This is a genomic window from Succinivibrio dextrinosolvens DSM 3072 (genome assembly GCF_900167015.1).
GTDB lineage: Bacteria > Pseudomonadota > Gammaproteobacteria > Enterobacterales > Succinivibrionaceae > Succinivibrio > Succinivibrio dextrinosolvens.
Genome location: NZ_FUXX01000020.1, coordinates 21,815 through 46,645, shown reverse-complemented (window position 1 = coordinate 46,645; position 24,831 = coordinate 21,815). Strand labels below are relative to the sequence as shown.

The window sequence follows — 24,831 nt, the reverse complement described above, 5'->3', positions numbered from 1 at the left end:
ATGCTGGCAGTGTAGGGAGATTACCAATTGGTATCGCTTGTACCTATATTATGCTGACTAGCAAGCCCTCGGATTTATCCGAGGGTATTTGACATATACCTCAAATTGATACTCATATACTCCTTACAATGTTCAATATTCTTTTTTTCTTTCAGAATTCTCTATTTCCCTGAATTTCTGCTGATAAGAAACCTGTATTTCTTTAATGACAGACCTAAACCAGTCTCAAATCCACCAGAAGTACCGCTCATCAGAGAAGACATCACGGGAGGCAGAGATTTGGATAAAACAAAAATAAAAAGGGAAATAAAAATCATCACCATACACTCAGAGTGCTTTAACACGCTGAGTCCTTCCTCATAAAGTTTTGTGGCATCAATAACATCATTAAGAATTCGGCATCCAGTTTTGGTGATAATAAGCACGGTAATAAGCTCAAGACCTTTTGATATAAGGAGCTTTAAATAGTTCACCGCAAGATATCTCGTTGCTTTAAGACCTCCAAAGCCAAGGACAAACACTCCGATTACACATAGGATTTGAGCTGTAAGATAAATGCTGACAAAACGCAGAATTACAAAAAACATCACCACTGAAAAAACAATCATGCAGATAACGATCTGAAGCTTTGAAACCAGACCTAATACATTTGAAGTCATCAGATTGTTTATCTGTCTGTCGATATTGAAAACCAGATCTATAAGCTCCGACGGGCCCATATAATCGTCATCAACCATGGTTACAAAGGAGTCGATAATGGACTTGCCGATTGCATAGTCGTGGCTTAAGAGATAATAGAAAATTCCCGTAAAGAGCACACTTGTAACAAGAGAAAAGAAGAAATCTGAAAAATCACCATTAAAGACACAACGGATGCCTGAAATCACCAGATTTATAGGCACCAGAAGCCAGAACAGGCGCATAGCAGCCTGATGAATAGGACCTGCACTGTCATTGACACAAGAGACAAACTCATCGATTAAAGAATTTAAAATCCCATCAGCATTAAGTTCGACAGCTGCAGCAGAACCAGATAAAAATATAAGGTTCAGTAATAGAAGCTTCACTTACCCCTCCTACATGGTCACATCAAGATGATGAGATTTTGTCTGATTATTGTTGCGTAAAAAAAGCTCATCAGCCTTCTCTTTTAGCTGCTCCTTTTCATGAGCTTTAGTAATTTCACTTGTGGAGATTCTGTTCAGATCAGAAACCTGAGCTGTAAGCTGAACCAGTGCGTTAGCCTGTGTAGCATTTACCTTTGAGAGAGTATCAATAGAATCATTAAGGCCTAAAGATTCCTCAGACTGCATGGAGAATTCATTAAGCTTATCTATGCTTTCAAGCAGCATCTTTTGTGTTTTTACAGCATTCTCTTTTGTATGAGCACAAACGGATAGAGCATCATTATCAATCATCTGATTGAGTTTTCTGAAATTACACGATTCGCTTTTTAAACACTTAAGCCAGGCATCTGATCTGAGTGCATCTTCTGAATACCCAGCTGCCGACTCTGTACTTTTGGCAAAGGCATAGCTGGCCTCAAGAAGCATCAAGGAATTCTGATTAAGCTCGTAAACCTCTTTCCAGGACTCCTTGTTCTGAAAATTTGAATTGTTCTCCTCTCGAGAATTCTCATTTTCAAAATACTTCTCAAGTCTGTTTGCCTTACGGGTATTATCCTCAGACCATGCTTTAATCGCCTTATAGGTTGAATTAAGCTTATCCAGCATCTCACTGCCCTGATGATAAGTCATGCCATATGACTCTGCATAAGTCAGATTGAATATGAGATAACACACGGTACATAGCAGAATAAAGTTAGTATTTAATAAAGTACTCTTCATGATTCGCTCCGTAAGGCTCTTTGAAGAAAATATCCTTGGTTAGAGAAATGGTAAATTTATAGCCGGGCTGAACTTTCAGAGTAGGCGCCAGATTGATGTTACGCTCAATAATCCGGCTCAAAGCCTCAGAGACATCAGATGAAAGTTCTCTTGCCTGGGTTGTATAAAGTGACTGCACACCTGCTGAATTTCTATAGGACTGCTGCACTGATGAAGCTGCAGTAGTAATTGAGGATAGAAAAAAGCAGTTACTTATAATTCTGAAAAGATGATTGTCTACATCTGCATCAAAACCAGCAAAGCCATCAGAAGACTGGCCTGGCATTGAGCCGATGTTTATGGAATGACCATTAGGAAAGATAATACGGTTAAAGCCTAAAAACAGACGCTGAGAACCAAAAGCTGCAGTTGCCCCGTACTGACCTAACAGCTTTGAGCCACGTGGAATTAAAAGAAACTTTCCTTTAATACTGTCTTTTATATCACGAGTCACCATTGCAGTAATCTGACCAGGAAGCTCTGAGTTAATACCGGTAGACAATATCGCCGGAATTACAGTACCCTGCATCAGAGCAAAAGGAGTCTTAGGTTTTACCACTTCATTGTCAAGGGTGAAACTGTCTCTCTCAAAGACATCATATTTGCTCAGTGTCTGATTCTCCTTCTCAAAGCCTGACTCGCGCTCATCAGATATGGAAAAGACATTGTCATCCTCTTTATGAGAAGCACTGACCTTATTACTCCCAGAATGGCTTATTTCCTCATCATGATTGAATCTAAGCTCAACTCTTGTGGGAGCTGTTTTTGCCCTGGTATACATCGCCTGCCTCTGAGGATTTAACTGCAAAGGCCTGGTCTTTACATTTTCAGATACAAAATTCTCCTCATCTGTATATGAGTCATCTGAAACTCTGGTGTTCCTATCAAGCAGATTCCCCTTCTCTCTGTACTTTATATATTCACGCAGATAATCCTCACTCTCAAGAGATGCTGCAGGAGACGTATGCTTATTCTCTGTTTCGTCTGTGTGACTGGAGGTTCTATCTGAAACGTTATCTGCAAAAGCCTCCTTTACATTGTATTCTGATGGAAGAATATTAGACTTTGCATCTGATTGAATATTGGAACTCTTTGTAAGACTGGAGGCCACCTTGTCTGCATATTTCAGAGAGGACTCTACACTGTACTGTTTGACTTCCGTTTTTGCACTGGTCTTCTCCGGAGAATTGAAAAAAAAGCCTGTAAGTACAATCATAAGAATGCACAGTGAAGCACCGATGGTAATGATATAGCCCCATTTCTTTGAAACCTGACCGGTTCGGATTCTCTCAAACATGACTAGCTTTCCTTTATGATATCTGCGTATATAGAATTACTGTCAGAACCGCAGACAAGTCTCAGATGCTCGTAAATACCATCAATGACAAAGGTATGATCTTCAACTCTGAAGTTTAAGAGCGCAGTTTTCTCCTCTCCAAAGAATGGAAGTCCCTCCTCTGTAACTCTGAATACTGTAGGCAGATCTTCGGTATGAAGATCCGGAGGCAACTGAATATAGGTGTTAACGCCATCATCAAAGGCATTTAAAGGCAGAATAGAATCATCACCTTCAACTGAGTAGGCATAGTTTCGTCTTTCTCCTGCTGATCTTGTAGCATCAGTAGGTTCATACTGATAGGAAACAGTAGAAAAATCCGAAGTTCCCCTTTGTGAAGATGCCAGAGAATAATCAAATCTTCTGCTGCTCTCCTCTACATCATAATAAGAAGGGTTAAGCTTTAATGAGGTTCCTGGATAGTTAAAACTTACTGCCGGCATAAAATCTTTTTGCGATGATTTAAGCGCGATGTGATATGTTCTCCTGTTGGTTGTAATGATAAGTGAAGTTTTAAGTCCGTTATCCAGAGCCTTGACCACAATATGCTCTGTTCTATCTGCTCCGCTTCCTGATACAGCACTGTCGATAAGCCATCTTGTGGAATCACCAAGCTGTACGGTAAAGACGCGCTCGCCCTTCTCCATGGAAATATCTGTGATTTCAAAAAGCGCACAGACAACAGTTGGAATACCGCTTCCATAGGAAAACACCACCTGACCTGGCAGTACAGCCTGAGCTGAGACCTGTCTTTTATCCAGAGCATCAAGTTTCTGTATAGTGCTCAGATCTCTTGCATCAAGATTTGAATCAGAATAGCTATAATCGTCATAACTTTCTGCAAAAACGTTAAAGGAGAGCAGAAACATGGTAGCAAGTACAGTTCTCCTAGGCATTCTCAGACTCCTTGGTTATTTTTCTTGAGGTCTTAATCTCGTAGATAAGCAATGACAGAGGATTCAGTCTCAGCTGCTCCACATTCTCAAAGCTTATACTGCCGATTCTGTAGCTTAGGACAGACTTGTAATGCTTTTCAGTGAGATCATCAAACTTCTCGGTAATAAGGGTGTAATCAACCGCAAAGCTGTTATCAGAAAGTCTTGAGACACTCTCAATTTTTACAGTCTGTGAAGTATTTATTCCGGATTTAAAGAGCTCAGAGCCGTTATAGTAGGCATCCAGATGTCTACGAGCCTGACTTTCAAGATCAACCATTGAGTACCCTCTGCGAACATACTCGCGCTGCAGATCAGAGTCATGGCAGATAGAAAACACCTTTTCAATAAAATCACACATAAAGGCAGCAACAGCTGTTTCCGGAATATTCTCATTAGCCTTGAGCTCATCTGAAGCGAGAATACTTCCCTGTCGATCCACTGTTACAATGTATGGAATAACTTTTGGCTCTTTATGGATGACCATAAGGTAAGCAAGTGAGAAAAAGCCAAGAGCAAGACCTCCAATACCTAAAACCATCGGAATGGCATTTCTCATATAAAGCTCTTTAGAGATACTGTTTAAAGTAACAGAGCTGTTATTTTTCTTTTTGTGTAAAAACATTTTTAGAGCTCCCATACAAATTCCCCGCCCTCACTGTTAAAGCGAAGATCCAGTTCAGAACGGTCCTTGGCAGTGAAGGATAAAAGCTTAAGCTCACTTTCTGATATGGCCAGATTGAACTTCATGAAATTCCCTTCCTTATGAAGAAAGAGATCCCGTTTAGGAGTTCCCTCAAAAATATCCTGCTGCTGAAGCTCATTTAAGCCAAGCTTTGAGTAAAGCTCCTTAAGAGAAGGACTTTTTATATCTGCATTAGGCAGATAGATTCTGGTCTTAACACAGTCGAGGATATCTTCAAGAAGCTTTGCTCTTGCAAAATCATTAACCGACTGAGTTGCCAGAATCACCATGGTATTGTGCTTTCTTACAGTCTTAATCCAGGAGAGAAGCTGTGAGCAGAAATAGCTGTTTGAAAGCATCAGCCATGCCTCATCAATAATGATTGCAGAGGATTTAACCTTCAGAATCTCGCTGTTGATTTGAGAGAAAATGCAGTTTAGAACAGGATAGAGATTCCTGTTTCCGCTCTCAAAAAAGTTCCCGCACTCAAAGACGGTCAGAGGAGAATTAAGGTTAGGATTCTCGTTGCCATCAAGAGGACTCTGCGGATTAACACTCCTTATATACTGTCTTAATGAACCTTTAAGCTCGGTATTGTTTAAAAGGTTGTAAAAATCAGTTAAAGAGTGCCTATACGAAGGATTCTCAGACAGTAATTCTACGGTCGAGAAAATCAGACCTCGCTCTGAATCTGTTAGTGTTTTACCAGCATATTCATAGAGTTTCTCTATAAATAGAGCACCTTCAGTAATCTTTGACTTATCTCCAAGATCATAAAGCGGACAGAATCTCTCTGAAGATGCATCACTAAGAGATATATGACGTCCATTTAGGAATCTGTTTAGAGCATAGAAGGACTGACCTTTATCAAAGGCAAAAATCTTCATGCCTTCATATTTCAGAAGGCTTAAAAGAACAGAACCTAAAAAGACTGATTTGCCGCTTCCAGGAGGACCGACCACCAGACAGTTTGCAAGATCCTTTACGTGCAGATTAAGATAAGCCTTCTCTGAATCGGATGAAACCACTGTCATAAGATGAGGTGCACTCTCACCATAGCCTTTATTCGGAGACCGTCTCTCCCCAAGATAATTTTTATGAAGAGGCATCAGATCAGCTACAACCTCACCTGAAACCATGGCTCGTCTTAAATTCTCAATACTGTGTCCTGGCAATGAGCCTAAGTACGCGTCAGTAGCGTTAACTGTCTCCACTCGTCCACTAAAGCCAAGTTTTTCAAAGACCTTAAGAGACATCTGAGCCTTCCGCTCAAGAGACTCAATGGATTCATCAAAAATAATCAGAGTTGATGACAGAGCACCGAAATTATGTTCTTTCTGGGCCATGGACTTTCTTGCCTCATCAACATTCTCCACCATCTCCTCTGCATCTTTGTTTACCTCACTGTCCGCAGAGGATGAGAACATGGAGAAAAATGACTTCCTTCGCTGAATCCAGAGACGACGCAGCAAGGCCAGCTTTAAAGATGACTCAATGGATGAGTAGGAGATAAAGCGGTTTGAGAAACGGTACTCAAAAGGAAGAGTGCATAAGGCTTTGAGCATTCCAAAATCTGATGTCAAAGGAAATCCATCAATACTTATAACACCGATATATCTGTTCCCAAGTTTTGGACATTTTCCAGGAATAAAATCCTCACTTGAAAGTAAAGTATCCAGAAGAGGTCGATGTGAAGGATAGCTAAGCGCAGTATTTACCCCCTTAATACAGCTGTAGAGAAAATTCACAGTCTCAGAGCTTTCTCTCTGATTCTTACCATGACTTATTCCCAGCTCCTTAATTTTACATACAGATGAGAAGCCTTCGATAAAGCTTTTAGCCTCATGATTAAATGAGTCAATCTCAGAGATAAGACTTTCCCTAAAGAACTTCTCTCCTTTTAATAATGAGATGATGTCATCAGAACCAACTGAGCTGTTTAATCTTGTAAAGCTGATAAAGAATTCGTTTTTAAACGTACGGTTACGCTCAAAATACTCTGAACGTTTCTCATAAAGACGTCTTGCAGCATTAGAACCGAAAAAAACAGAATCCTCCTTATCTAAATCAGCAGAACGAATCACATCGCAGTTGACCATATAGGTCTTATCCAGCTTTTTAATGCTGCTGCATAACATAGAGTGAATCTTATGAGCATCATGCTCACTAAGATATGAAGTACATACCGGAATGATTCTGTAAACCTTCATCAGAGCACCGTTTTTTAGAATTACGGTATCCTTTGGACCTAATACTGCATAGTCCAGAAGATCAGTAAAGCTGTATTGTCTTGAGAATCTCTTATATGGAAGAAAAAGCCCAACTGTAACAAAAGCACAAAGCAGCAGAAGAATAATGCCGCATAGCATAAAGGTGGATGGAAGAAGCATAGTTATCGGTTATATTTATTCTTGTATTTTGAATACTCAGATGGCTGTGCCTGATAAAAAGCTCTGTATCTGATGTTTCTTATATAGACCTGTCTGAACAAGGGATCTGCTCTCGTAAGTCTTGCAATTACACACCAGCCTATAAACAGCATTAATACAGTCTCTATTGAGCCTGATAATGAGATATTCAGAGTAAAACCCAGCATACACATCATCAGCCACAGCAGAAACAGAGTTCTTTCTGCGCCGAAGAGAGTATGTACTCTTAATAATGAAGGATAGATCTGATGTTTTTTATTCATGAAAAATAATCGGTAAAGGCAAAGACTATCAGGCTATGGCACTATTCTCGTCACCATTCTGTGAACAGACATTCTGTTTATATAAGACTGAGCTTACATGACTTACACGGCATCTTCTTGAATAGTCTGAATATACCTTTTCAACCACACGCTCATCTGATTCTCTAAAAGCAATGGTTGCTCCATTAAAGACACTGGACATAAAGCTGTTTGCGCCAACAAGCAGAGTCATCACAAACACAAGATAGATAACAGACTTCATGAAACGGTTAATCTCACCGCCTGAAAAGATTAAAGTCACGCCACAGGAGATTATTCCGATAATGGAGATTGAGAAGGCCACCGGACCGGTTAAAGATTTCTGAATAGTCTTAAGCCAGTTCTCATACGGCAGAACTGCGCTGGATGATGTATCTGCAGCAAAAGCAGAACCAACAACAGCACACAGAGAAACCAGAGTAACAAGTGTAACTATAAATCTGTTCATTACATACCTCAGTTATGATTAAAAAGCACATCAGGTGAAATACAGAATGCTTATTCAGGAAATTTTGCTGCACTTAAAGACTGACTTTAAGACAGCCTTTTCGTTTATTTGTTCTAAAGGAAAAAATCAGATAACGTAATCAAGCGTATAGCCTTTAATGTTGTAGCCTTTTATATAAACAATGTTTTCCACATGACGATTCGGGGACTTACCCAAAACAATGATTGCATCTAAAGACAGAGCAATTAGCTCTTCTATTCCTTTCTTCGGAGCATAAGGATGTTTGGAGATTAAAAGCTTTAATCTGTCCAGACACTGAAGAGCAGAGCCAGCATGAATCGAGGCAACACCTCCCTTATGACCGGTAGAAAAGGCATCAATCATATCCAATGCCTCAGCTGAACGAACTTCTCCTATAACAATTCTGTCTGGACTCAATCTTAGAGAGGTCCTGAGAAGCGCGCTCATTGAAATATTTTTTGAGGTAAAAAGACTGACACTGTTATCAATGCTTAATTTCAGTTCTGGAGTATCTTCAATACAGATAATGCGACAGGCAGGATCCAGTAAAGCGATTCTGTTTAATATCGAATTGATGAAACTGGTCTTGCCACAGCCTGTCTGTCCGCATATAAGACAATTCATACGCTTCTTTATGAGACTATCAATTATCTCTGCATGTCTTTCAGTAATAAAGTTACATGAAACAAGCTCGTCAAAACTTAAGTTCAATGCCTTTAAAACTCTAATACAGAAACAGGTTCCCTTAGATAAGGGAGGCATCAGTGCAGAGAATCTGGCATTGAATCTTTCAAGCTCACACTCCACAATGGGAGCCTTAATATCAATATCCATGTTATTGATAGAAGCCACTGTTCTTACAACAATTTCAGAACGAGCCTCTGATAACGTATCCTCATGCGCACAATGTCCGTCTGCATATTTAACAAACAGTCTTCCATCAGGATTAAGCATCAGCTCTTCAATATTCTTTTTATCAAAGGAGCTGATGATTCTCTCCCCCAGGGTCTCATAAAGAGAGCTGTAGAGATTATCTTTGTGCAGATCATATGTGCTATTCATTTTTACCTCGGGCACCATTATCAGGTAAAAAAAAACAGGACTCCGGCTAAAGGGGGCATTTTTTGTGAAAAACCGTAATAACTATATGAAAGCAATATAAAAAGACAGTTCTCGAATAACAGCTTTTTTGTTTAAAAAACAATACAAAAGGTGTTTTCTAAGTCTATCCTAAGGAACAAAAGAAAATGCAATTTTTTATCAGACAAGTCCAAACTAATATAAAGTGACTTAAATAAAGATTACGCCTGTGTCAGTAAGATAGAATCAAACGTTTACGAAAAAAAATTAATAGTAATAGTTACTACTTTTGACAATATTAGGCAAATTAAATTTACAAAGTCATTTTTTTGTAACCATAGCTTGTATAATATATTATTATAAATTCAAATATAGTATTTTAGATTTTGTTATTTTTCAGTGCATTATTGAACAAACATAGTGCAGACTTATAAAAAAATGAAATAATTCTCTCAAACAACAAAAGTTTAATAAATAGGATAAGGCAATTTTTTAAAACTGAACTATTCTTAAAATGCAAGGTGGAAATATTTTGCTTTAACTTTTTTTGCTTTTTAAATTTTAAAGTTTCCACAGCAGTCAAACAAACATAAGTAGCTACTGGAGGTCGTTATGACTATAACCAACAGATTAATTTCTCCAGAACACATGCATTCTTCTGACTGGCATTTTGAGATTCCAAAGAAGAAAGTCCAGATCTCAGGTTTAGATGATGATCCTTTTGCAGATGATCAGTTCTTCCCTGATGATAACGTTAATGATAATGAGGACTACAGCTTCGTATTTGCTTTCTTCAGGAATCAGATAAGCTGGAGCGAATTTAAAGCTGAATTTGATAAGCTTAATATGACTCAGAAGATGAAGGCTCCATTCGTATTCTGCGGAGCAATGATTCAGGACTTTGGATACATTATCAGAGATATATTCTCAATTGCAGTCCCAATCATGTTACTTGCATGTTTAGGCTACGTCGCATGGTCGCTGATGCTACAGTATTTCTTCTGATATCTTCTAAGGGAGGATTAAAGATGCACGGGAAAGAGCGAAAGTTCTTTCCCGTTTGCATTTTTTGAATCTCTACTGCTGTTCTACAGGCTTGCCGTCATCACCAATCTGCATTGATTTTGCTGTTCCGAGATTGCTCTCTTCAGTCTTTTCTTCTGTTGCCATGATTGGTTTTCCATCTTCACCGATTGATGCGGCTCCACCACCAGGCTCAAATGGCTTGATTTCAGGCTCAGCTTCTTTTGTCTGCGGCTCACTTACAGGATCAATAGTGTCTTCAGGCACATCCGGTTCAGGTGTTAATCCGTCTGAGCCTTTCTTTGGCTTTACAGAGTAATCCTTAGGAGCAAGACCTTTAGGCTCTTTAGAAATATAATCAGGTAATAAAGCAACTGGTCCACGGTGATCTTTTGCAAGAGAACTTAAATTCCTGCAGTCATCAAGAACTGTTTTTGATATATCAAAAAAGCCTTCAAGTGGAATCTTATAGACTCGCGGATCGGTATTCTCTCCCTGAAGAACAGCAAATTTCAGACTACCGCCTTCAGATAGCTGCAAAAACAGATCAGAAAGTTTCTTTTCCTGAGCTGCAGTTAGCGGAGCAAATATGATCCTTGCAGGAGGAATGATTTCACCTCGCAGAGAATACTCCTGTCCGTTATCTACAATTACTCTTGCATATACAAATCCGCGCTCAAGATCGCGAATGCCTATGTCTAAAGTAGTCAGATCAAGTCCCAAGGCTGGAGTCTGACTCTGATACATACAGCCCACACGGAAAGTAAATTTTTTAGTTAATGACTGAACGACATTCAGAACTGCCTGTCTGTGTCGTATAGTTCTGTCCATCTGAAGAATCTTTGCAGGAGATCCTTTTGTAAAGACATAGTCAGAATCATCAGCAAGTCTCCAGATATATGAGGTTGACAGCTCCCATCCAGACTGCATTGCTGCATATGATGGAGTCATACACAGTGCAGGCAATAACAGAATACTTTTAAAAAATCTGGATCTGAACGTCATAATAATTTTAAACCTTATGTAAAAGGAGAATACCCTGGCTGTTTGCTTTATATGTATTTAAATCTTTTAGAGCCTGTATTCTAATATCGGTCATAGGCTCTGATATTTTCATTATAGATGATAGAAAGATCTTTTTATAAAAAAATGCAGAAATAACAATAAGAAAAAGAGAAGTAATACATTTTTATGAGGGAGCAATCGGTGGTTCTTTACATTTTTATAGGGAAAAGATCCTTATATATAAGTATAAAAACAACATATCTAAAAAAAATAAGATAACCTCAGCACGTATCGGAGAGAGTCTTGTTATAATTAAATCCAGTATAGAAAGGACTATTTTATGAAAGAAATTGCGTCATCAGAAAATATAGAAAAATTTATTCAGAACAATTGTATCTATATAGATAAAACTGAATATATCTATAATCTTATAAAAAAACATGAACGTGTATTTTTTTCTCGTCCTCGCCGCTTTGGTAAATCTCTAACTTTAAACACAATCGGAACCCTTTTTGAAAAAGGAGTTGAGCCTTACTTTAAAGGAACATGGATTTATGACAAGTGGACTCAGGATAAATATCCTGTCCTGCATCTGAGCTTTCTTAAATACTCAACAACAGATGTTGACGAGTTTAATTACAGTATATGCCAGACCATTCGAGATTTCGCAGCAAAATTAAATATAAAAAAATATACTGATGATTCAAAGCTAGATAATCTTTTAAGAAATCTTTTCACAGCTATGCCTGATGATTTGCAGATTGTTCTGCTTATTGACGAATATGACTGCCAGCTAACAGCAAATATAAATACTCCTAAGCTTTATGAAGATTTCAGAAATCTTATTCGCAAATTCTATGCTGTATTAAAAGGAGAAAAACATATTAAATTTCTTGCTGTAACAGGTGTAACCCGTCTTAAGGATGTATCAATCTTTTCTGTAGGATCAGATATAAAAGATTTAAGTTATGAGCATTCTTTCTCTCAGATGATCGGTTTCACAAGAGAAGAAATTAAGAGATTTTACATTGATTATTTAAAACTAGGTGCAGCTTTCGAGAATAAAAAAACTCCAGATTTAGTTACTGATTCTGAAATAGAATCTCTTTTGGACAGAATGGCTGAGCACTATGACAGCTATTGTTTTGACAACAAATTTCGAAACAAAGTTTTTTCCACCTACTCTGTAAACACATTCCTACAGACACTGGCTTCTGACAAAGAGGTCTTTTTTGGAGATTACTGGTACGATGTTGGCGGCATACCATCGATTCTTAGAAACTACATGGAATCTCACGAAATCGATCTTAAAAAATTCCAGACTTCAGAGATCGAAGTCATTTATGACGATTTCGTTAATCCAACCTCGCTACTGAATATCAATGAGAATGTTCTTATGTGTCAGACAGGATATCTGACACTAAAATCAGATATCAACCAGAATCGTTCTACATTGTTACTTGGATTTGCAAACAAAGAAGTATCAACTGCCCTGTGCAGACTTCTAGGACTAAAACTATTCTCAAAAGCCGTAGAAATTGTTACCTACAATAATGTTAATCTTTTAGAAACAAGCTCAGCTGATGAACTAATAGTTTTATTAAATAGTGTACTTTCAGCTGTTGTTTATGATAGAAATCAGGTTATACATGATGAACCATCTCTCAGAGCTATTATCCAGGTTTATCTGATGGGTAAAGGTGTTGATGTTAGAGCAGAGCAACACAACTTTAAAGGAAGAAGCGATATTCTTATAAATCTTGATAAAAGAAGAATTGTCCTTGAGCTGAAATACTCTGATGACGGTAATAACGTAGATTCTCTACTAGAGGAAGCCGTAAATCAGATTAGAGAGAAGGAATATGGTTCAGAATATCTAGAGGCAAGAGAGCTTGTTCAAATTGCATGTGTCTTTGATGGATCGAATGACAATAGAAAAATAGTCAGATATAAAATTGTGGATAAAGATATGGCCTGACCTTTAAAGACCAGACCATAAGAAGTTTTCTTTATTCCTTTCCTAGAGCTTTTGCGATCTTCTTGTCAGTGTTATAGCCATTCAATGCAAATACAGCCCAAATTGTAGCTGGCAGCCAGCCAATTAATGTGAGCTGCAGAATAAGGCATATAATGCCTGATAATGGTCTACCAATTGTAAAGAAGGTTAGCCATGGAAGGATTAAAGCGATAATTAAACGCATAATATTGTCCTAAAAAAAATAAAACAAAAAAACAGGAATGCTGGTCTGGTATAAAGCTTATTATCTCATTTTATAAGCGCTTTTCTATTCTTCAAATTATTACTTAATCGTCAAATAGAACAACTGGTTTGTTGAGATATGGCTTTTTAAGTTCCTCTAACTCTTTACGAATCTTCTCCGCATTGATTTTATCTGGTGAAGCAGAATAAAGAAAATCACTCAATTCTTCTGTTCTTAGTATTTCCCTTGGTTTAGGGGCATCAAATCGAAATCTATAGCAAATAAAAGAAGCAGTGGCTGATACTTCCTCAAGAAGAGAGTCTTTCTCCGTCAGAGAACTCATTGATAATCCTTATGTAAGATATGATTGCAGTATCAGTAGTGTATCAATTAAGACTTTAGCTAGACTTAGCAGCAATTCTATTTGCTAATTCTTTTCTAGGCTTTTATCTGTATTATCTCTAAATCAAACAAACATATAGTTCCCCGTAAATATATGGTTATATAGGAAAAAACAATGGATAAAGCACAGGAATTAAAGGCTCTTGCCAACTATAAGGAATTATTCGATCTTTATTTAAGACGACCAATGAACGCAGAAGAACAGCAAATCTTTAATGACTGTATCGATTGCAAAATCAGTTTTGAGGAATACAAAGAGAAGCTGATGCAGCTCATTATTGAGAAAGGAAAAAAACTGACCAACCTGTTCTCTGAAAACGAAGAAATGACTGAGAGAAAAGCAAGCGCTTCTTAAAAGAAAACAGAGTAAAGCTCAAACAGAGATTTTTCTTGAAGAATTAACGCAAAAAAAATCTTCCGATCCAAAGTAAGTTCCTTTCCGAGAACATTCTTCAAACCGGAAGATCTTTTCTAATTATCTACTGATATTCCCCGATTAGTACAGAATTCTGCACTTCAGAGTACCTTCGATGTTACGCAGTGAAGGAACAACATCCTGTGGCTTATCAGTATGAATATCCATAACAACATAACCGATATCAGCGGTAGTCTGCAGATACTGAGCAGCAACGTTGATATTTAGCTTGGCGAAGGTTTCGTTAATCTGACGCATTACACCAGGAACATTCTTGTGAACGTGAAGCAGTCTTGAAACCTCTGCTCTCTTGGTTGGAAGAGATACCTCTGGGAAGTTGACAGCGGTAAGTGTAGAACCGTTATCTGAATACAGAGCAAGCTTCTCTGATACCTCAGTACCGATGTTCTTCTGAGCTTCCTCAGTACCGGCACCGATGTGAGGGGTCAGAATTACGTTATCAAACTCACGTAGAGGAGTTACAAATTCCTCACCGTTCTTTGAAGGCTCCTTTGGATATACGTCAACAGCTGCACCTGCAACCTTACCTGAACGTAAAGCTTCACAAAGTGCTTCGATATCAACAACAGTTCCGCGTGATGCATTCAGGAAGCGAACACCATCCTTCATCTTGGCGAACTGAGCCTTTGAAATCATATTCTTGGTAGTTGGAAGCTCTGGAACGTGCAGAGTAACAATATCAGAATTCTCAAGTAACTCATCTAAGGTATTAACCTGCTTTGCATTACCAAGAACCATCTTATTTTCTACATCGTAGAAAATAACTGAAAGACCTAAAGCCTCAGCTAAAATACCAACCTGAGTTCCGATGTGACCATAGCCGATAATACCGATAGTCTTGCCGCGAGCCTCATGACAGCCGTTTGCTGCCTTGTTCCAGCCACCACGGTGTAGAAGAGCATTACGGGCAGGAATGTCACGTAACAGCTGCAGATATTCACCAGTAACAAGCTCAGCTACTGATCTGGTGTTTGAGAATGGAGCATTGAATACAGGAATACCCAAAGCTGCAGCAGCTTCAAGATCAACCTGATTTGTACCAATACAGTAACAGCCGATACCGATCAGTTTCTTTGCATGCTGCAGAACTTCAGCTGTTAAATGAGTACGAGATCGAATACCGATGAAGTGAACATTCTCGATAGCATCTAAAAGCTCCTGACCATCAAGAGCCTTTTTCTGATACTCAACATTTGTATATCCAGCTTTGTTTAATGCATCTACAGCACTTGGATCAACTCCCTCTAAAAGAAGGATCTTGATCTTTGATTTTTCTAAAGATAATGAAGGCTGCATGTTAACCTCTATGATACATACTTATTAAAACAAAATGCCCGTCAGATGGCGGGCACTAAATCACTTTGCTATTTCTTGTTGCGCTTTCTGCGCTCTAAAACGGCCTCATTCAACATCGCACAGATCTGCTCTGTATCATCAATTCCGATGCACGCATCTGTAATTGACTGACCGTATACAAGATTTCTTAAATCCTTTGGAAGATCCTGACGTCCCTCAACCAGGTTTGACTCAAGCATCAGACCAAAGATTCTGTTGTCGCCCGCAGCAATCTGGGCAGCAACATCACGAGAAACATCAACCTGCTTCTTGTACTGCTTGTTAGAATTTGAGTGAGAAGCATCAATCATAACCATTGGCTTCAGGCCAGCCTTCTCAAGAGCAAGACAGGTCTTCTCAACATCCTTTGAGCTGTAGTTAGGCTCTTTACCGCCACGTAAAATAACGTGACAGTCCTCATTGCCCTTGGTATGAACAATTGCTACATGTCCCATCTTGGTAACAGACATGAAAGTATGTTCATTTTCAGCAGCAATAGCAGCATCAATTGCAATCTTTACAGAGCCATCGGTTGCGTTCTTAAAGCCGATTGGGCATGACAGACCTGATGACAGCTGACGGTGCAGCTGAGACTCTGTGGTACGGGCACCGATAGCACCCCATGAAATAAAGTCATCGATGTACTGAACAGTGATAGGATCCAGGAACTCAGTAGCTGCTGGCATACCAAGACTGTTGATGTCACATAGAAGCTTACGGGCAATCTTTAAGCCCTGATTGATATCATGTGAATCATCGAGGGTTGGGTCATTGATCAGTCCCTTCCAGCCTACAGTGGTACGAGGCTTCTCAAAGTAAACTCTCATTACAACAACAAGCTGATCCTGATACTTCTGACGAAGTTTCATCAGTCTGTTTGCATAATCAAAAGCAGCTCTGGTGTCGTGTACAGAACAAGGTCCTGCAATCACAACTAGTCTGTCATCTACACCGTTGAAAATGTTGTGAATCTCTCTTCTTGTCTGGTCCACAACGTTATTTGTAAAATCTGTTGCCGGAAATTTCTCGATCACGGCAATTGGGGGAATTACCTGGTACATTTCGCTGATTCTCGTATCTACGATACCATGCCCCGCTTCATTAGGCGGGGTAAGGTTCAAATTCTTGTCAATAGTCATATAAACCGCCTAATTATCTAAAGTTATAAAATCGCCAATAATAATAGTTAAAAGAGTTCTTTAAAGCTGAAGAATTACTTTGCTTAAATATGCTACAAGGAGCACTCCCTTTTAAAAATATATTATTAGTATTCACGATTTTCATCCTAAAAGTTATTTATCAAATTATTACGTGGCAAACCTTACAATGCCACTCTCATAAAAGTCTGTAGTTCATTATAAATACGGTTTGAAATTTTATTCAAGTAAAATGGGGCTAAAACGGCTTTGAAAATTTTACTGCTCAGAATTTGTGCAATGCTCAATATATGTGCAGAAAATGCCTATTTTGACGGCACAAAGATTAAATATCAGTAAAAAAGAGAGTGTTTAATAAAATTTTAGAAAGGATAAAGACGAAAAAGGATGGTTCTGACAAGGCAGAACCATCCAAATATCAAAAGGAATATTAGATGTCAAGCACAAGAGTTACAGGACAGTGATCAGATCCCAAAACTTCATTCTCGATTCTTGCATCAACGATATTATTTTTAAGTTCATCAGAGACAAAGAAGTAATCAATTCTCCATCCGATGTTCTTTGATCTTGCAAAGGTCTTGTATGACCACCAGCTGTAGCAGTCAGGCTTATCACCATTTACCTGTCTGAAGGTATCTACGTATCCGGCATCTACCATTCTGTCTAAAAATGCACGCTCCAGTGGCAGGAAGCCGGTATTGGTCTCATTTGTCTTAGGTCTTGCCAGATCAATTGGCTTATGTGCAATATTGAAATCGCCACAGACAACAATTGGCTTATCCTCTCGCAGCTTCTGAGCATAATCAAAGAAGCAGTCAAAAAATCCCATCTTATAAGGAACACGCTTGAATTCACCGGTAGGTCTGCCCTTCTCGTTTAGAATTGCAGCTCCTCCGTTTGGGAAATAACCGTTGAAGAAATGGAACTTCTCAAACTCAAGATGAATGATTCTGCCCTCCCCCTGAAATTCAGGACTAGGGAGCTCATATTCAACAGACAGAGGTTTCAGCTTTGAGAATACAGCTGTACCTGAATAACCTTTCTTTACAGTTGATGAACAGAAAAAGCTCTCATAGCCAGGCTTTGTCTTAAGAGAATCATCAAGCTGATCTACACTGGCCTTGGTCTCCTGAAGACCAATCACGTCATAGGATGAATTACGGAACCAGTCAAAGCCTTCTTTGCCGGCAACAGCTCTAATGCCGTTTACATTCCATGAACTTAGGGTAATCTGCATATTAGTCCTTAACAATCTCGTCTATTCTGTTGTCGTTATCTCCGCCGATAGCAGTCATCAGTGCCATGGTGGATTTAAGGTTATTAAGCTTGGCCTCAAGGTAGGAAATCTTGGCATTTCTCATGGTGTCAGCTGAGGTCAAAAAGTCTGTCAGAGCAACCAGACCAGACTCGTATCTTACCTTGTAGCGCTCGTAGTTACGAACAGCAAGCTCATATGAATGCTTATAGGTCATAAGAGACTTCTGATAGTAGTCCACATTGGAGATATCATCGTAAACTTCCTGTACAGCCTTGACGTAATCAGCAACAAAGTTGATGCTTGCAAGATCGATATCCTTCATTGCGCTCTTCTTCTCTTTTGTAAGCTTATTGAAGTTCAGGAACGGGAAGGTAACTGATGAGCCGAGAGCACCAACCGGATTAGCAAGGAATCTTCCGATAGTACCTGAATCACCGGAGGTTATTCCTGCAGTCAGAGTAAAATCAGGGAAGAATGCCATCTTGGCCTCATTATAGTTGGCATATGCCTTTTTAAGGGTAGCCTCATCCTTCATCAGATCAGGACGTCTTGCCAGAAGCTCTGATGGAACTGATAAAGAGAACTCAGGTACCGAAGAATCATCAAGAGAAGCTATCTCAAAGTCATGATCTGCAGTTGAACCTAACATGGTTGCAAGTGCTGTTCTGGCCTTTTTAAGGTTGTTTCTGCGTGAATCCAGTGTTGCCTGAACCTTCAGATGATTGATATGTGCATCATCCACGTCTAAAGAATCAGCTGCACCGGCAGAGAATTTGTTCTGAACCAGAGCAAGACGCACCTGGGAATCCTTTAAATCCTGTTCGCCGATGGCTACCGCCTCTTTGGCATAGGCATACTGCCAGTAGGCTGCAGCCGTTGATTCAATCACGGTAAGTCTCATTGCAAGATAATCGTAAGCTGTTGCCTGATAGTTTGCAAAGGCGGCATCATCTGCAGCTTTAAGCTTTCCGAATAAATCCAGCTGATAGGATAAGGAGAAGCTGCCACTTGAACTCTTATGAGTGGAATCATGATAATCTAATGCTCTCTTTGCAGTTGAGCCTATGGATGCAGATGCTGTCGGATGATCGTTGGCGGCAACAATATCAACATTGATAAGAGCCTTCTCTACATTCACATATGCAGTTCTCATATCAAAGTTGTTTTTAAGAGCAACCGCCATCAGAGTATTGAGCTTTTCATCCTTAAACTGTTTCCAGTATTCAGCCTCAATAGGAGCGCCAACAAAACGGTAGGCATCATGATATGAGGCAACTGTCGGAAAAACCGGCGCTTTATAATCAGTAAAGAACAGACTGCATCCGCACAGGCATGCACTCATACATACAACAGAAAGCTTTTTTAACATTTACAGTCCTCTGAGGGTTTCTTCAAGATAGAGACGCCAGTCTGGCAGGTCTCTTCTGAAGGTGTTTGCAAACTTGTCTGAATTCATACGGGAATCGGCAGGACGTTTTGCCTTTGCCCCAAACTCCTCTGATGTGATTGGATGTACTTCAACATCATGGGAGAGCATTCCGATTTCACGTGCTTTATCTAAAATCACTCTGGCAAAATCGTTTCTTACAATTGAAGGATATCCGCAGTAGTTGTAAACACCAAAATCTGTACAGCTGTCGTTTAAAATGGAATCAGCAATATAGCAGATGTCGTCTGCTAAAGCTCTGGCGGGGGTAGGATTACCAAACTCGTCACAGACTACCTTAAGTGAATCTCTTGAGGCTGCAAGATTAGCCATAGCCTTTACAAAGTTCTTTCCGTAACGGCCGAAAATCCAGCTTGCTCTCAGGATTACAGCGCGAACACCGCTGTCTAAAATAAAACGTTCGCCAAAAAGCTTGGTCTTGCCGTAAACACAGCGTGTTCCAGTTCCTTCATTCTCTGTATGCAGACCTGTTTTACCATTGTCATAAACATAATCAGTTGAAATATGAATCAGAGGGATATCTCGTTCTTTACATTCCAAAGCCAGATTTTTAGGCCCCAGAGCATTAACTGCGTAGGCAGCCTTTTCCTCATCTTCAGCCTTATCAACTGCAGTGTATGCGGCACAGTTAATCACAAGAGAAATAGGAGTTGATTCAAACAGAGAGGAAACCTCATTTTCTGATGTGATATCAAGATCACTATGACCGCAGGCTATCACTTTGTAACCTAAGATAAGAAGTTTCTCACATACCTCAACGCCTACCTGACCTCTGGCACCTGTTACAAGAATCGGATTCATATAAAACAACCTATTTTTTAGCTTTTGAACTCTTGTTTTTTGACATTCGTTTTACAAGTGCCTCCACAACCTTATATGAGCTGTTGAACGAATCAACAGGAAGACACTCGTAAGGGCCATGACAGTTCAGACCTCCGGTGAAAATATTCGGAGTTGGAAGTCCCTGATTTGATAGATTTGAGCCGTCAGTTCCACCGCGAACACTCTTTAAAACAACCTTAACACCAGCATCTTTGTATGCCTTGGTACAGATATCCAGAATTTCCTGATTCTGCTTTAAGACCGCTTCCATATTTGCGTACTGGAATTGAAGATCCAGCTCTACTCTGCCCTGACCGTATTTGTTATTTAAAAAATCAACTGCTGATTTTACAAAATCAAGACGTTTTTTCATACCTTCATCAGTAAAATCACGAATGATCATTTTTATTCTGGAAGACTCAACCTCACCCTCAAAACCGTGAACATGGTAAAAGCCTTCCTTATCTCTGGTATTCTCAGGCTTCTCATCTCTTGGAAGCATGCCTATAAATTCAGTTGCCAGAGTAATAGCATTTACAAGATTTTTGTAGGCTACCGCAGTGTGTACTGAAGTTCCGTGGAATTTTACGATGGCGCCGTAAGCATTGAAGGTTGCAACATCAAGCTCACCTAACTCGGTTCCATCCACGGTTATAGCGTAATCACAGTCTATATTCTTTACATCAAGATACTTTGTGGATAGACCGATCTCCTCATCAACTGAAAAGATAATCTTAAGCGGACCGTGCTTTAGACTGCTGTCGGTTTTAAGATTTCTAAGGAGTAGCAGAAGACAGGCAATACCAGCCTTGTCATCAGCACCTAACAGCGTGGTACCGTCGGTCACAATGATATCCTCACCAATGTGAGAGGCAAGCTCAGGACAGAAAGACTGAGTAATGGTAAGACCATTATCAAGCTTAATTCCATCTCCACTGTATTTTCTGACAAGTCTTGGTTTTACATTGGCACCGCTGCAGTCAGGAGCTGTATCCATATGAGCTAAAAGACACAGAGATTTTGCCTTTTCACAGCCTTCTGATGCAGGAACCTTTACAGTTACAACTCCGTGCTCATCCTGTTTAGAATCATAGCCAAGCTCAGATATAGCGGATGAAAGATAGGCACCGAAACGAAGCTGCCCCACGGATGAAGGAACAGTCTTTGAACTTCCGTCTGCCTTGGTATCAAAGGATATCAGATCAGAAAAAATCTTAACTAAAGGATCAACTCCGCAAAGATTGTCAAAGTCCTTTGAATTTCCTGTCTGCATATATACTCCTTAATTTTTATTCACGAGCCAGCGCATCAATTGGATTCAGTCTTGCAGCCGAACGGGCTGGCATATAGCCAAACACAATTCCTATTATAGACGAAGTAATAACCGCAACAACAATAGAGGTCACAGAGAAGGACAAAGGAATTGCCGGCATCACAATTGAAAGCACAAAGCCAAGAATCATTGAGAAAATCACACCTAAAAGACCACCGATGATACATACGGTAATTGACTCAATGAGAAACTGAGTCATGATATCTGATCTTCTTGCACCGACTGCCACACGAATACCGATTTCGCGGGTTCTCTCTGTAACAGAAACCAGCATGATATTCATAACACCGATACCGCCTACCACAAGAGAAATAACTGCAATCGCTGAAATCAGTAGAGTAAAGGTTCCGGTGGTCTGAGAGATTGACTTCATAATAGTATCAGAGGACTGCAGGAAGAAATCCTTTCGTCCGTGTCTGGTCTTTAGAAGATTCGTAATTGAAGCCTCTGCAACAGCAGGAGAGAATCCATCCTTGGTTCTGACAATAATGGATGAAATATAGTTCTGCTTGATGATTCGGTTCATCAGAGTGGTATATGGAATATAGACATACAGATTGTCAGATGGTCTGAAGGCAACTTCCTTGTTAACCAGGACTCCAATAACAGTTATAGGTTTTCCTTTCACAAGAATTCTTTTGCCGATAGGATCTTCATATGGGAAGAAGGTCTTCTTGGTGTTGTAGTCAATGACACCAAACTGAGGAGACATCTCTGACTCATCCTTGGTGAACATTCTGCCCCTCTCTATCTCCATACCGTATACGCGGAAATAATCCTCACTGACACCATATACAGTAACACTTGCCTCAACATTCAGTCGGTTTACTGTGGATGATGTCTGGACAGTTGGCGAGGCTGAATCGCAGTATGGCTGACCTTTTAAGGCCTTAAGATCCTTGACACTTAAGGTTCTGACCTTACCTGAACGCATATCACCCATTTTCTCTCCGGGCATAATGGTAATGGTGTTGGTTCCCATTGAGGAGATATTTTCAATAACCTTATCCGAAGCACCTCTTGCAAGAGCTACCACGCAGACCACCGACATAATACCGATGATGATACCCAGCATTGTCAGAAGAGTACGCATACGATTGGAAATCATAGCTCTGATTGCCATTACGTAAGCTTCACGGAAACGGTCAAAATAGGCATGGAAGGAGTTAATCTCATCGCCATAAGATATCTCCTTATTCTCAGCCACATCCTGATGATCAGATACAGACTCATTGATACTGTCTGACTCAACGTTACCGTCCTTAATCGTAATCACACGATGAGCATGAGCTGCAATCTTAGGATCATGAGTAACAAGTATGACGGTATGTCCCTGTGCATTTAACGAGGTCAGAATATCCATAACCTCAGCACCTGACTTGGAATCAAGAGCACCGGTTGGCTCGTCAGCAAGAATAATCTGTCCGCCATTCATAAGAGCACGTGCAATGGAAACACGCTGCTGCTGACCACCAGAAAGCTGGGATGGCTTATTAAGAGTCTTATCCTCAAGACCAAGTCTGGTTAAGAGTTCAACTGATTTTTTAGAACGTGAATCTTCCTTGATACCGGCATATATGGATGGTACCTGTACATTCTCCTGGGCATTCAGATGACCTAGAAGATGATAACGCTGGAAGATGAAGCCAAAGAAGTCTCGACGCAGAGCTGCAAGTTCATCCGGCAGCATATTGAAGGTATCATTGCCGTCTACCTGATAGCTTCCGGTAGTTGGAGTATCAAGACAGCCTATGATATTCATGAGAGTGGACTTGCCTGAGCCTGAAGGTCCAACAATGGCAACAAGCTCTCCACGGTTTATGGTAAGGTTGATGCCGTGAAGTACTTCAACCTTGGCTACTCCACTACCATAGGATTTGGTAATATTCTCAAGTTTCAGAATAGGCTGTGCCATTAGAATGGACCTCTTCTGCGTCTGCCGTTCTCAGCAGCTGCAGCTTCCGCTGTTTTAACATCATCACCGATTACAACCCTGTCATCTGAAGTAAGACCGGAGAGAACTTCAATATACTGATCATCCTTAAGACCGGTCTTAATAGTCTTTTCAACCACGCGATCAGCTCCTTCTAAAACATATACAGTTGCAACATCTTCTTTAGAGGAACGAAGTGTTGATAGAGGCAGAGCCAGAGCCCCCTTCTTGTCGGCAATATCAATTACCACATCCGCTGTCATATCAATACGCAGGGTTCTATCCTTATTCTCAGTCAGAATATTTGAGTTGTAGTAAATCGCAGTTGAGGAGCTAGATGAACTTGAAGAGCTTGATGAAGTTGACGTACTTGATGACTCATAGCTTGAAGGAGCAGGAGCGATTGACTCTAAGGTTCCTTTAAAGGTTCTGTATGGAAGTCCTAGAATTGTAAAGGTACACTCCATGCCAGGCTTGACATTGACCACATCAGCCTCAGATATTTCGGTTTCAACCTTCATGGTATCAAGATTAGCCAGTCGCAGAATAGTAGGTGTAGTCTGATTGGCGTTAACGGTCTGTCCCTCAGATACCACCGTTGCATATACGGTTCCATCCATAGGAGCTAAAATCTTGGTATAACCAAGGTTGGTTACAGCTTCATCCACAGAAAGCTGAGCCTTTTCCTTCTGAGCCTTAAGCTCATCTAAAGCAGCCTTAGCCATATCATAGTTTGCAAGCGCAGCTTCGGCATCCTGCTTTGAGGTTGCATCCATCTTTACAAGACGTTTCTGACGGGAATTTTCTAAGGAAAGCTTTTTAAGCTCAGCATTCTTTGATGCAATCTGAGCGTCGATAATATCTACTGATGCCTTTGCAGTCTTAAGTGAAGTCTCTAAAATCTTAGGGTCGATTTCACACAGTAAATCACCTGCTTTAACCTCGTCTCCGGTTTTGACATACAGTTTGATAACCTGGCCTGAAACCTGAGCACCAACATCAACCATGGTAGAGCCCTCAATGGTTCCTGTAGCATAAACCTTTTTAGAAATATCTCGTATCTGAGCTGAAGTTGTCATGTAGGTTACTGTTGATTTTGAACAGGAAGTGAATACAAAATAACCACCGACAAGAATCAGAACTGATGCAACAATAGCGTTTCTTTTAAGATTTCTTGAATTTTTTATGGATTTGAGAGCAATCATATGAAACCGTTATTTAACCGAAAAATGTGAGATAATGTCGCTGAATATATGGACATTCACTTAGTGCAAACTTAGCTACCATAATATATTATTCGATAGAATTAACTAACAAACTTTTTTTTGATTTTTGATTGTATTAACTAACTAATTTA

At 39.8% G+C, this 24,831-nt stretch carries 23 protein-coding genes; 3 read left to right on the top strand and 20 right to left on the bottom strand.

Annotation, left to right across the window (positions count from 1 at the left end):
• Window positions 1–161: 161 nt before the first annotated feature.
• The 9 genes from B5D46_RS06785 to B5D46_RS06745 all read right to left on the bottom strand — a co-directional run bounded on the left by B5D46_RS06785 (window position 162) and on the right by B5D46_RS06745 (window position 9,104).
• Window positions 162–1,067: a type IV secretion system protein gene (locus tag B5D46_RS06785; RefSeq protein WP_078928826.1), complete on the bottom strand. Its 906-nt coding sequence runs from the start codon at window positions 1,065–1,067 to the stop codon at window positions 162–164.
• A 9-nt stretch (window positions 1,068–1,076) separates the two neighbouring features.
• Window positions 1,077–1,847 carry a hypothetical protein gene (locus B5D46_RS06780; protein WP_078928825.1) on the bottom strand — a complete coding sequence of 257 codons (771 nt, stop codon included), beginning with the start codon at window positions 1,845–1,847 and terminating at the stop codon, window positions 1,077–1,079.
• Window positions 1,822–3,183, bottom strand: a complete 1,362-nt coding sequence (locus B5D46_RS06775) for a TraB/TrbI/VirB10 family type IV secretion system protein (RefSeq protein WP_078928824.1) — start codon at window positions 3,181–3,183, stop codon at window positions 1,822–1,824. Before B5D46_RS06775 ends, B5D46_RS06780 begins: the two co-directional genes overlap by 26 nt.
• A 2-nt stretch (window positions 3,184–3,185) precedes the next feature.
• Window positions 3,186–4,118, bottom strand: coding sequence for a P-type conjugative transfer protein TrbG (gene trbG, locus B5D46_RS06770; protein ID WP_078928823.1), 933 nt, complete (start codon window positions 4,116–4,118; stop codon window positions 3,186–3,188).
• On the bottom strand, window positions 4,111–4,782 hold the full coding sequence (locus B5D46_RS06765; protein WP_159443044.1) for a VirB8 family type IV secretion system protein: 672 nt from the start codon (window positions 4,780–4,782) through the stop codon (window positions 4,111–4,113). The genes trbG and B5D46_RS06765 overlap by 8 nt, the downstream gene beginning before the upstream one ends.
• Before the next feature lie 2 nt (window positions 4,783–4,784).
• On the bottom strand, window positions 4,785–7,232 hold the full coding sequence (locus B5D46_RS06760) for a VirB4 family type IV secretion/conjugal transfer ATPase (RefSeq protein ID WP_078928821.1): 2,448 nt from the start codon (window positions 7,230–7,232) through the stop codon (window positions 4,785–4,787).
• A 2-nt stretch (window positions 7,233–7,234) separates the two neighbouring features.
• Entirely contained in the window at window positions 7,235–7,534 is a 300-nt protein-coding gene (locus B5D46_RS06755; protein ID WP_031492552.1) for a VirB3 family type IV secretion system protein, read from the bottom strand.
• A 28-nt stretch (window positions 7,535–7,562) separates the two neighbouring features.
• Window positions 7,563–8,021 carry a TrbC/VirB2 family protein gene (locus tag B5D46_RS06750; RefSeq protein WP_078928820.1) on the bottom strand — a complete coding sequence of 153 codons (459 nt, stop codon included), beginning with the start codon at window positions 8,019–8,021 and terminating at the stop codon, window positions 7,563–7,565.
• Between the two features lie 126 nt (window positions 8,022–8,147).
• Window positions 8,148–9,104 (bottom strand): ATPase, T2SS/T4P/T4SS family, encoded by a 957-nt coding sequence (locus tag B5D46_RS06745; protein WP_159443043.1) that lies wholly within the window; start codon window positions 9,102–9,104, stop codon window positions 8,148–8,150.
• Between the two features lie 630 nt (window positions 9,105–9,734).
• Between B5D46_RS06745 and B5D46_RS06740 the strand changes: the two genes are divergently transcribed.
• The gene (locus B5D46_RS06740; RefSeq protein ID WP_078928818.1) at window positions 9,735–10,127 is read left to right on the top strand and encodes a hypothetical protein; all 393 of its coding nucleotides are present in this window, start codon (window positions 9,735–9,737) and stop codon (window positions 10,125–10,127) included.
• 72 nt (window positions 10,128–10,199) lie between these two features.
• Here B5D46_RS06740 and B5D46_RS06735 read toward each other — a convergent pair whose 3' ends face one another.
• Window positions 10,200–11,096, bottom strand: a complete 897-nt coding sequence (locus B5D46_RS06735; protein WP_143675621.1) for a hypothetical protein — start codon at window positions 11,094–11,096, stop codon at window positions 10,200–10,202.
• Window positions 11,097–11,490: 394 nt separating this feature from the next.
• Between B5D46_RS06735 and B5D46_RS06730 the strand changes: the two genes are divergently transcribed.
• Complete coding sequence (locus tag B5D46_RS06730; RefSeq protein WP_078928816.1) at window positions 11,491–13,128, top strand: AAA family ATPase; 1,638 nt, start codon at window positions 11,491–11,493, stop codon at window positions 13,126–13,128.
• Window positions 13,129–13,159: 31 nt separating this feature from the next.
• Here B5D46_RS06730 and B5D46_RS06725 read toward each other — a convergent pair whose 3' ends face one another.
• Both B5D46_RS06725 and B5D46_RS06720 read right to left on the bottom strand, forming a co-directional pair.
• Window positions 13,160–13,351, bottom strand: coding sequence for a YqaE/Pmp3 family membrane protein (locus tag B5D46_RS06725; protein WP_078928815.1), 192 nt, complete (start codon window positions 13,349–13,351; stop codon window positions 13,160–13,162).
• A 103-nt stretch (window positions 13,352–13,454) separates the two neighbouring features.
• Entirely contained in the window at window positions 13,455–13,694 is a 240-nt protein-coding gene (locus tag B5D46_RS06720) for a hypothetical protein (protein ID WP_078928814.1), read from the bottom strand.
• Between the two features lie 174 nt (window positions 13,695–13,868).
• Here B5D46_RS06720 and B5D46_RS06715 point away from each other — a divergent pair, with 174 nt between their 5' ends.
• Complete coding sequence (locus B5D46_RS06715) at window positions 13,869–14,108, top strand: hypothetical protein (RefSeq protein WP_078928813.1); 240 nt, start codon at window positions 13,869–13,871, stop codon at window positions 14,106–14,108.
• 141 nt (window positions 14,109–14,249) lie between these two features.
• Here the strand turns inward: B5D46_RS06715 and serA are convergent, their stop codons facing one another.
• The 8 genes from serA to B5D46_RS06675 all read right to left on the bottom strand — a co-directional run bounded on the left by serA (window position 14,250) and on the right by B5D46_RS06675 (window position 24,679).
• Window positions 14,250–15,485 carry a phosphoglycerate dehydrogenase gene (serA, locus tag B5D46_RS06710; RefSeq protein WP_078928812.1) on the bottom strand — a complete coding sequence of 412 codons (1,236 nt, stop codon included), beginning with the start codon at window positions 15,483–15,485 and terminating at the stop codon, window positions 14,250–14,252.
• 68 nt (window positions 15,486–15,553) lie between these two features.
• On the bottom strand, window positions 15,554–16,663 hold the full coding sequence (locus tag B5D46_RS06705) for a 3-deoxy-7-phosphoheptulonate synthase (RefSeq protein ID WP_078928811.1): 1,110 nt from the start codon (window positions 16,661–16,663) through the stop codon (window positions 15,554–15,556).
• A 448-nt stretch (window positions 16,664–17,111) separates the two neighbouring features.
• The gene (locus B5D46_RS06700; RefSeq protein ID WP_078928810.1) at window positions 17,112–17,918 is read right to left on the bottom strand and encodes an exodeoxyribonuclease III; all 807 of its coding nucleotides are present in this window, start codon (window positions 17,916–17,918) and stop codon (window positions 17,112–17,114) included.
• Between the two features lies 1 nt (window position 17,919).
• Complete coding sequence (locus B5D46_RS06695; protein WP_078928809.1) at window positions 17,920–19,308, bottom strand: efflux transporter outer membrane subunit; 1,389 nt, start codon at window positions 19,306–19,308, stop codon at window positions 17,920–17,922.
• Window positions 19,309–20,187, bottom strand: coding sequence for a dTDP-4-dehydrorhamnose reductase (gene rfbD / locus B5D46_RS06690; protein WP_078928808.1), 879 nt, complete (start codon window positions 20,185–20,187; stop codon window positions 19,309–19,311). It abuts the gene before it with no gap.
• Between the two features lie 10 nt (window positions 20,188–20,197).
• On the bottom strand, window positions 20,198–21,481 hold the full coding sequence (gene pepT / locus B5D46_RS06685; protein ID WP_078928807.1) for a peptidase T: 1,284 nt from the start codon (window positions 21,479–21,481) through the stop codon (window positions 20,198–20,200).
• A gap of 16 nt (window positions 21,482–21,497) precedes the next feature.
• The gene (locus B5D46_RS06680; protein ID WP_078928806.1) at window positions 21,498–23,456 is read right to left on the bottom strand and encodes a MacB family efflux pump subunit; all 1,959 of its coding nucleotides are present in this window, start codon (window positions 23,454–23,456) and stop codon (window positions 21,498–21,500) included.
• Window positions 23,456–24,679 carry an efflux RND transporter periplasmic adaptor subunit gene (locus B5D46_RS06675; protein ID WP_031492489.1) on the bottom strand — a complete coding sequence of 408 codons (1,224 nt, stop codon included), beginning with the start codon at window positions 24,677–24,679 and terminating at the stop codon, window positions 23,456–23,458. Before B5D46_RS06675 ends, B5D46_RS06680 begins: the two co-directional genes overlap by 1 nt.
• Window positions 24,680–24,831 lie beyond the last annotated feature (152 nt).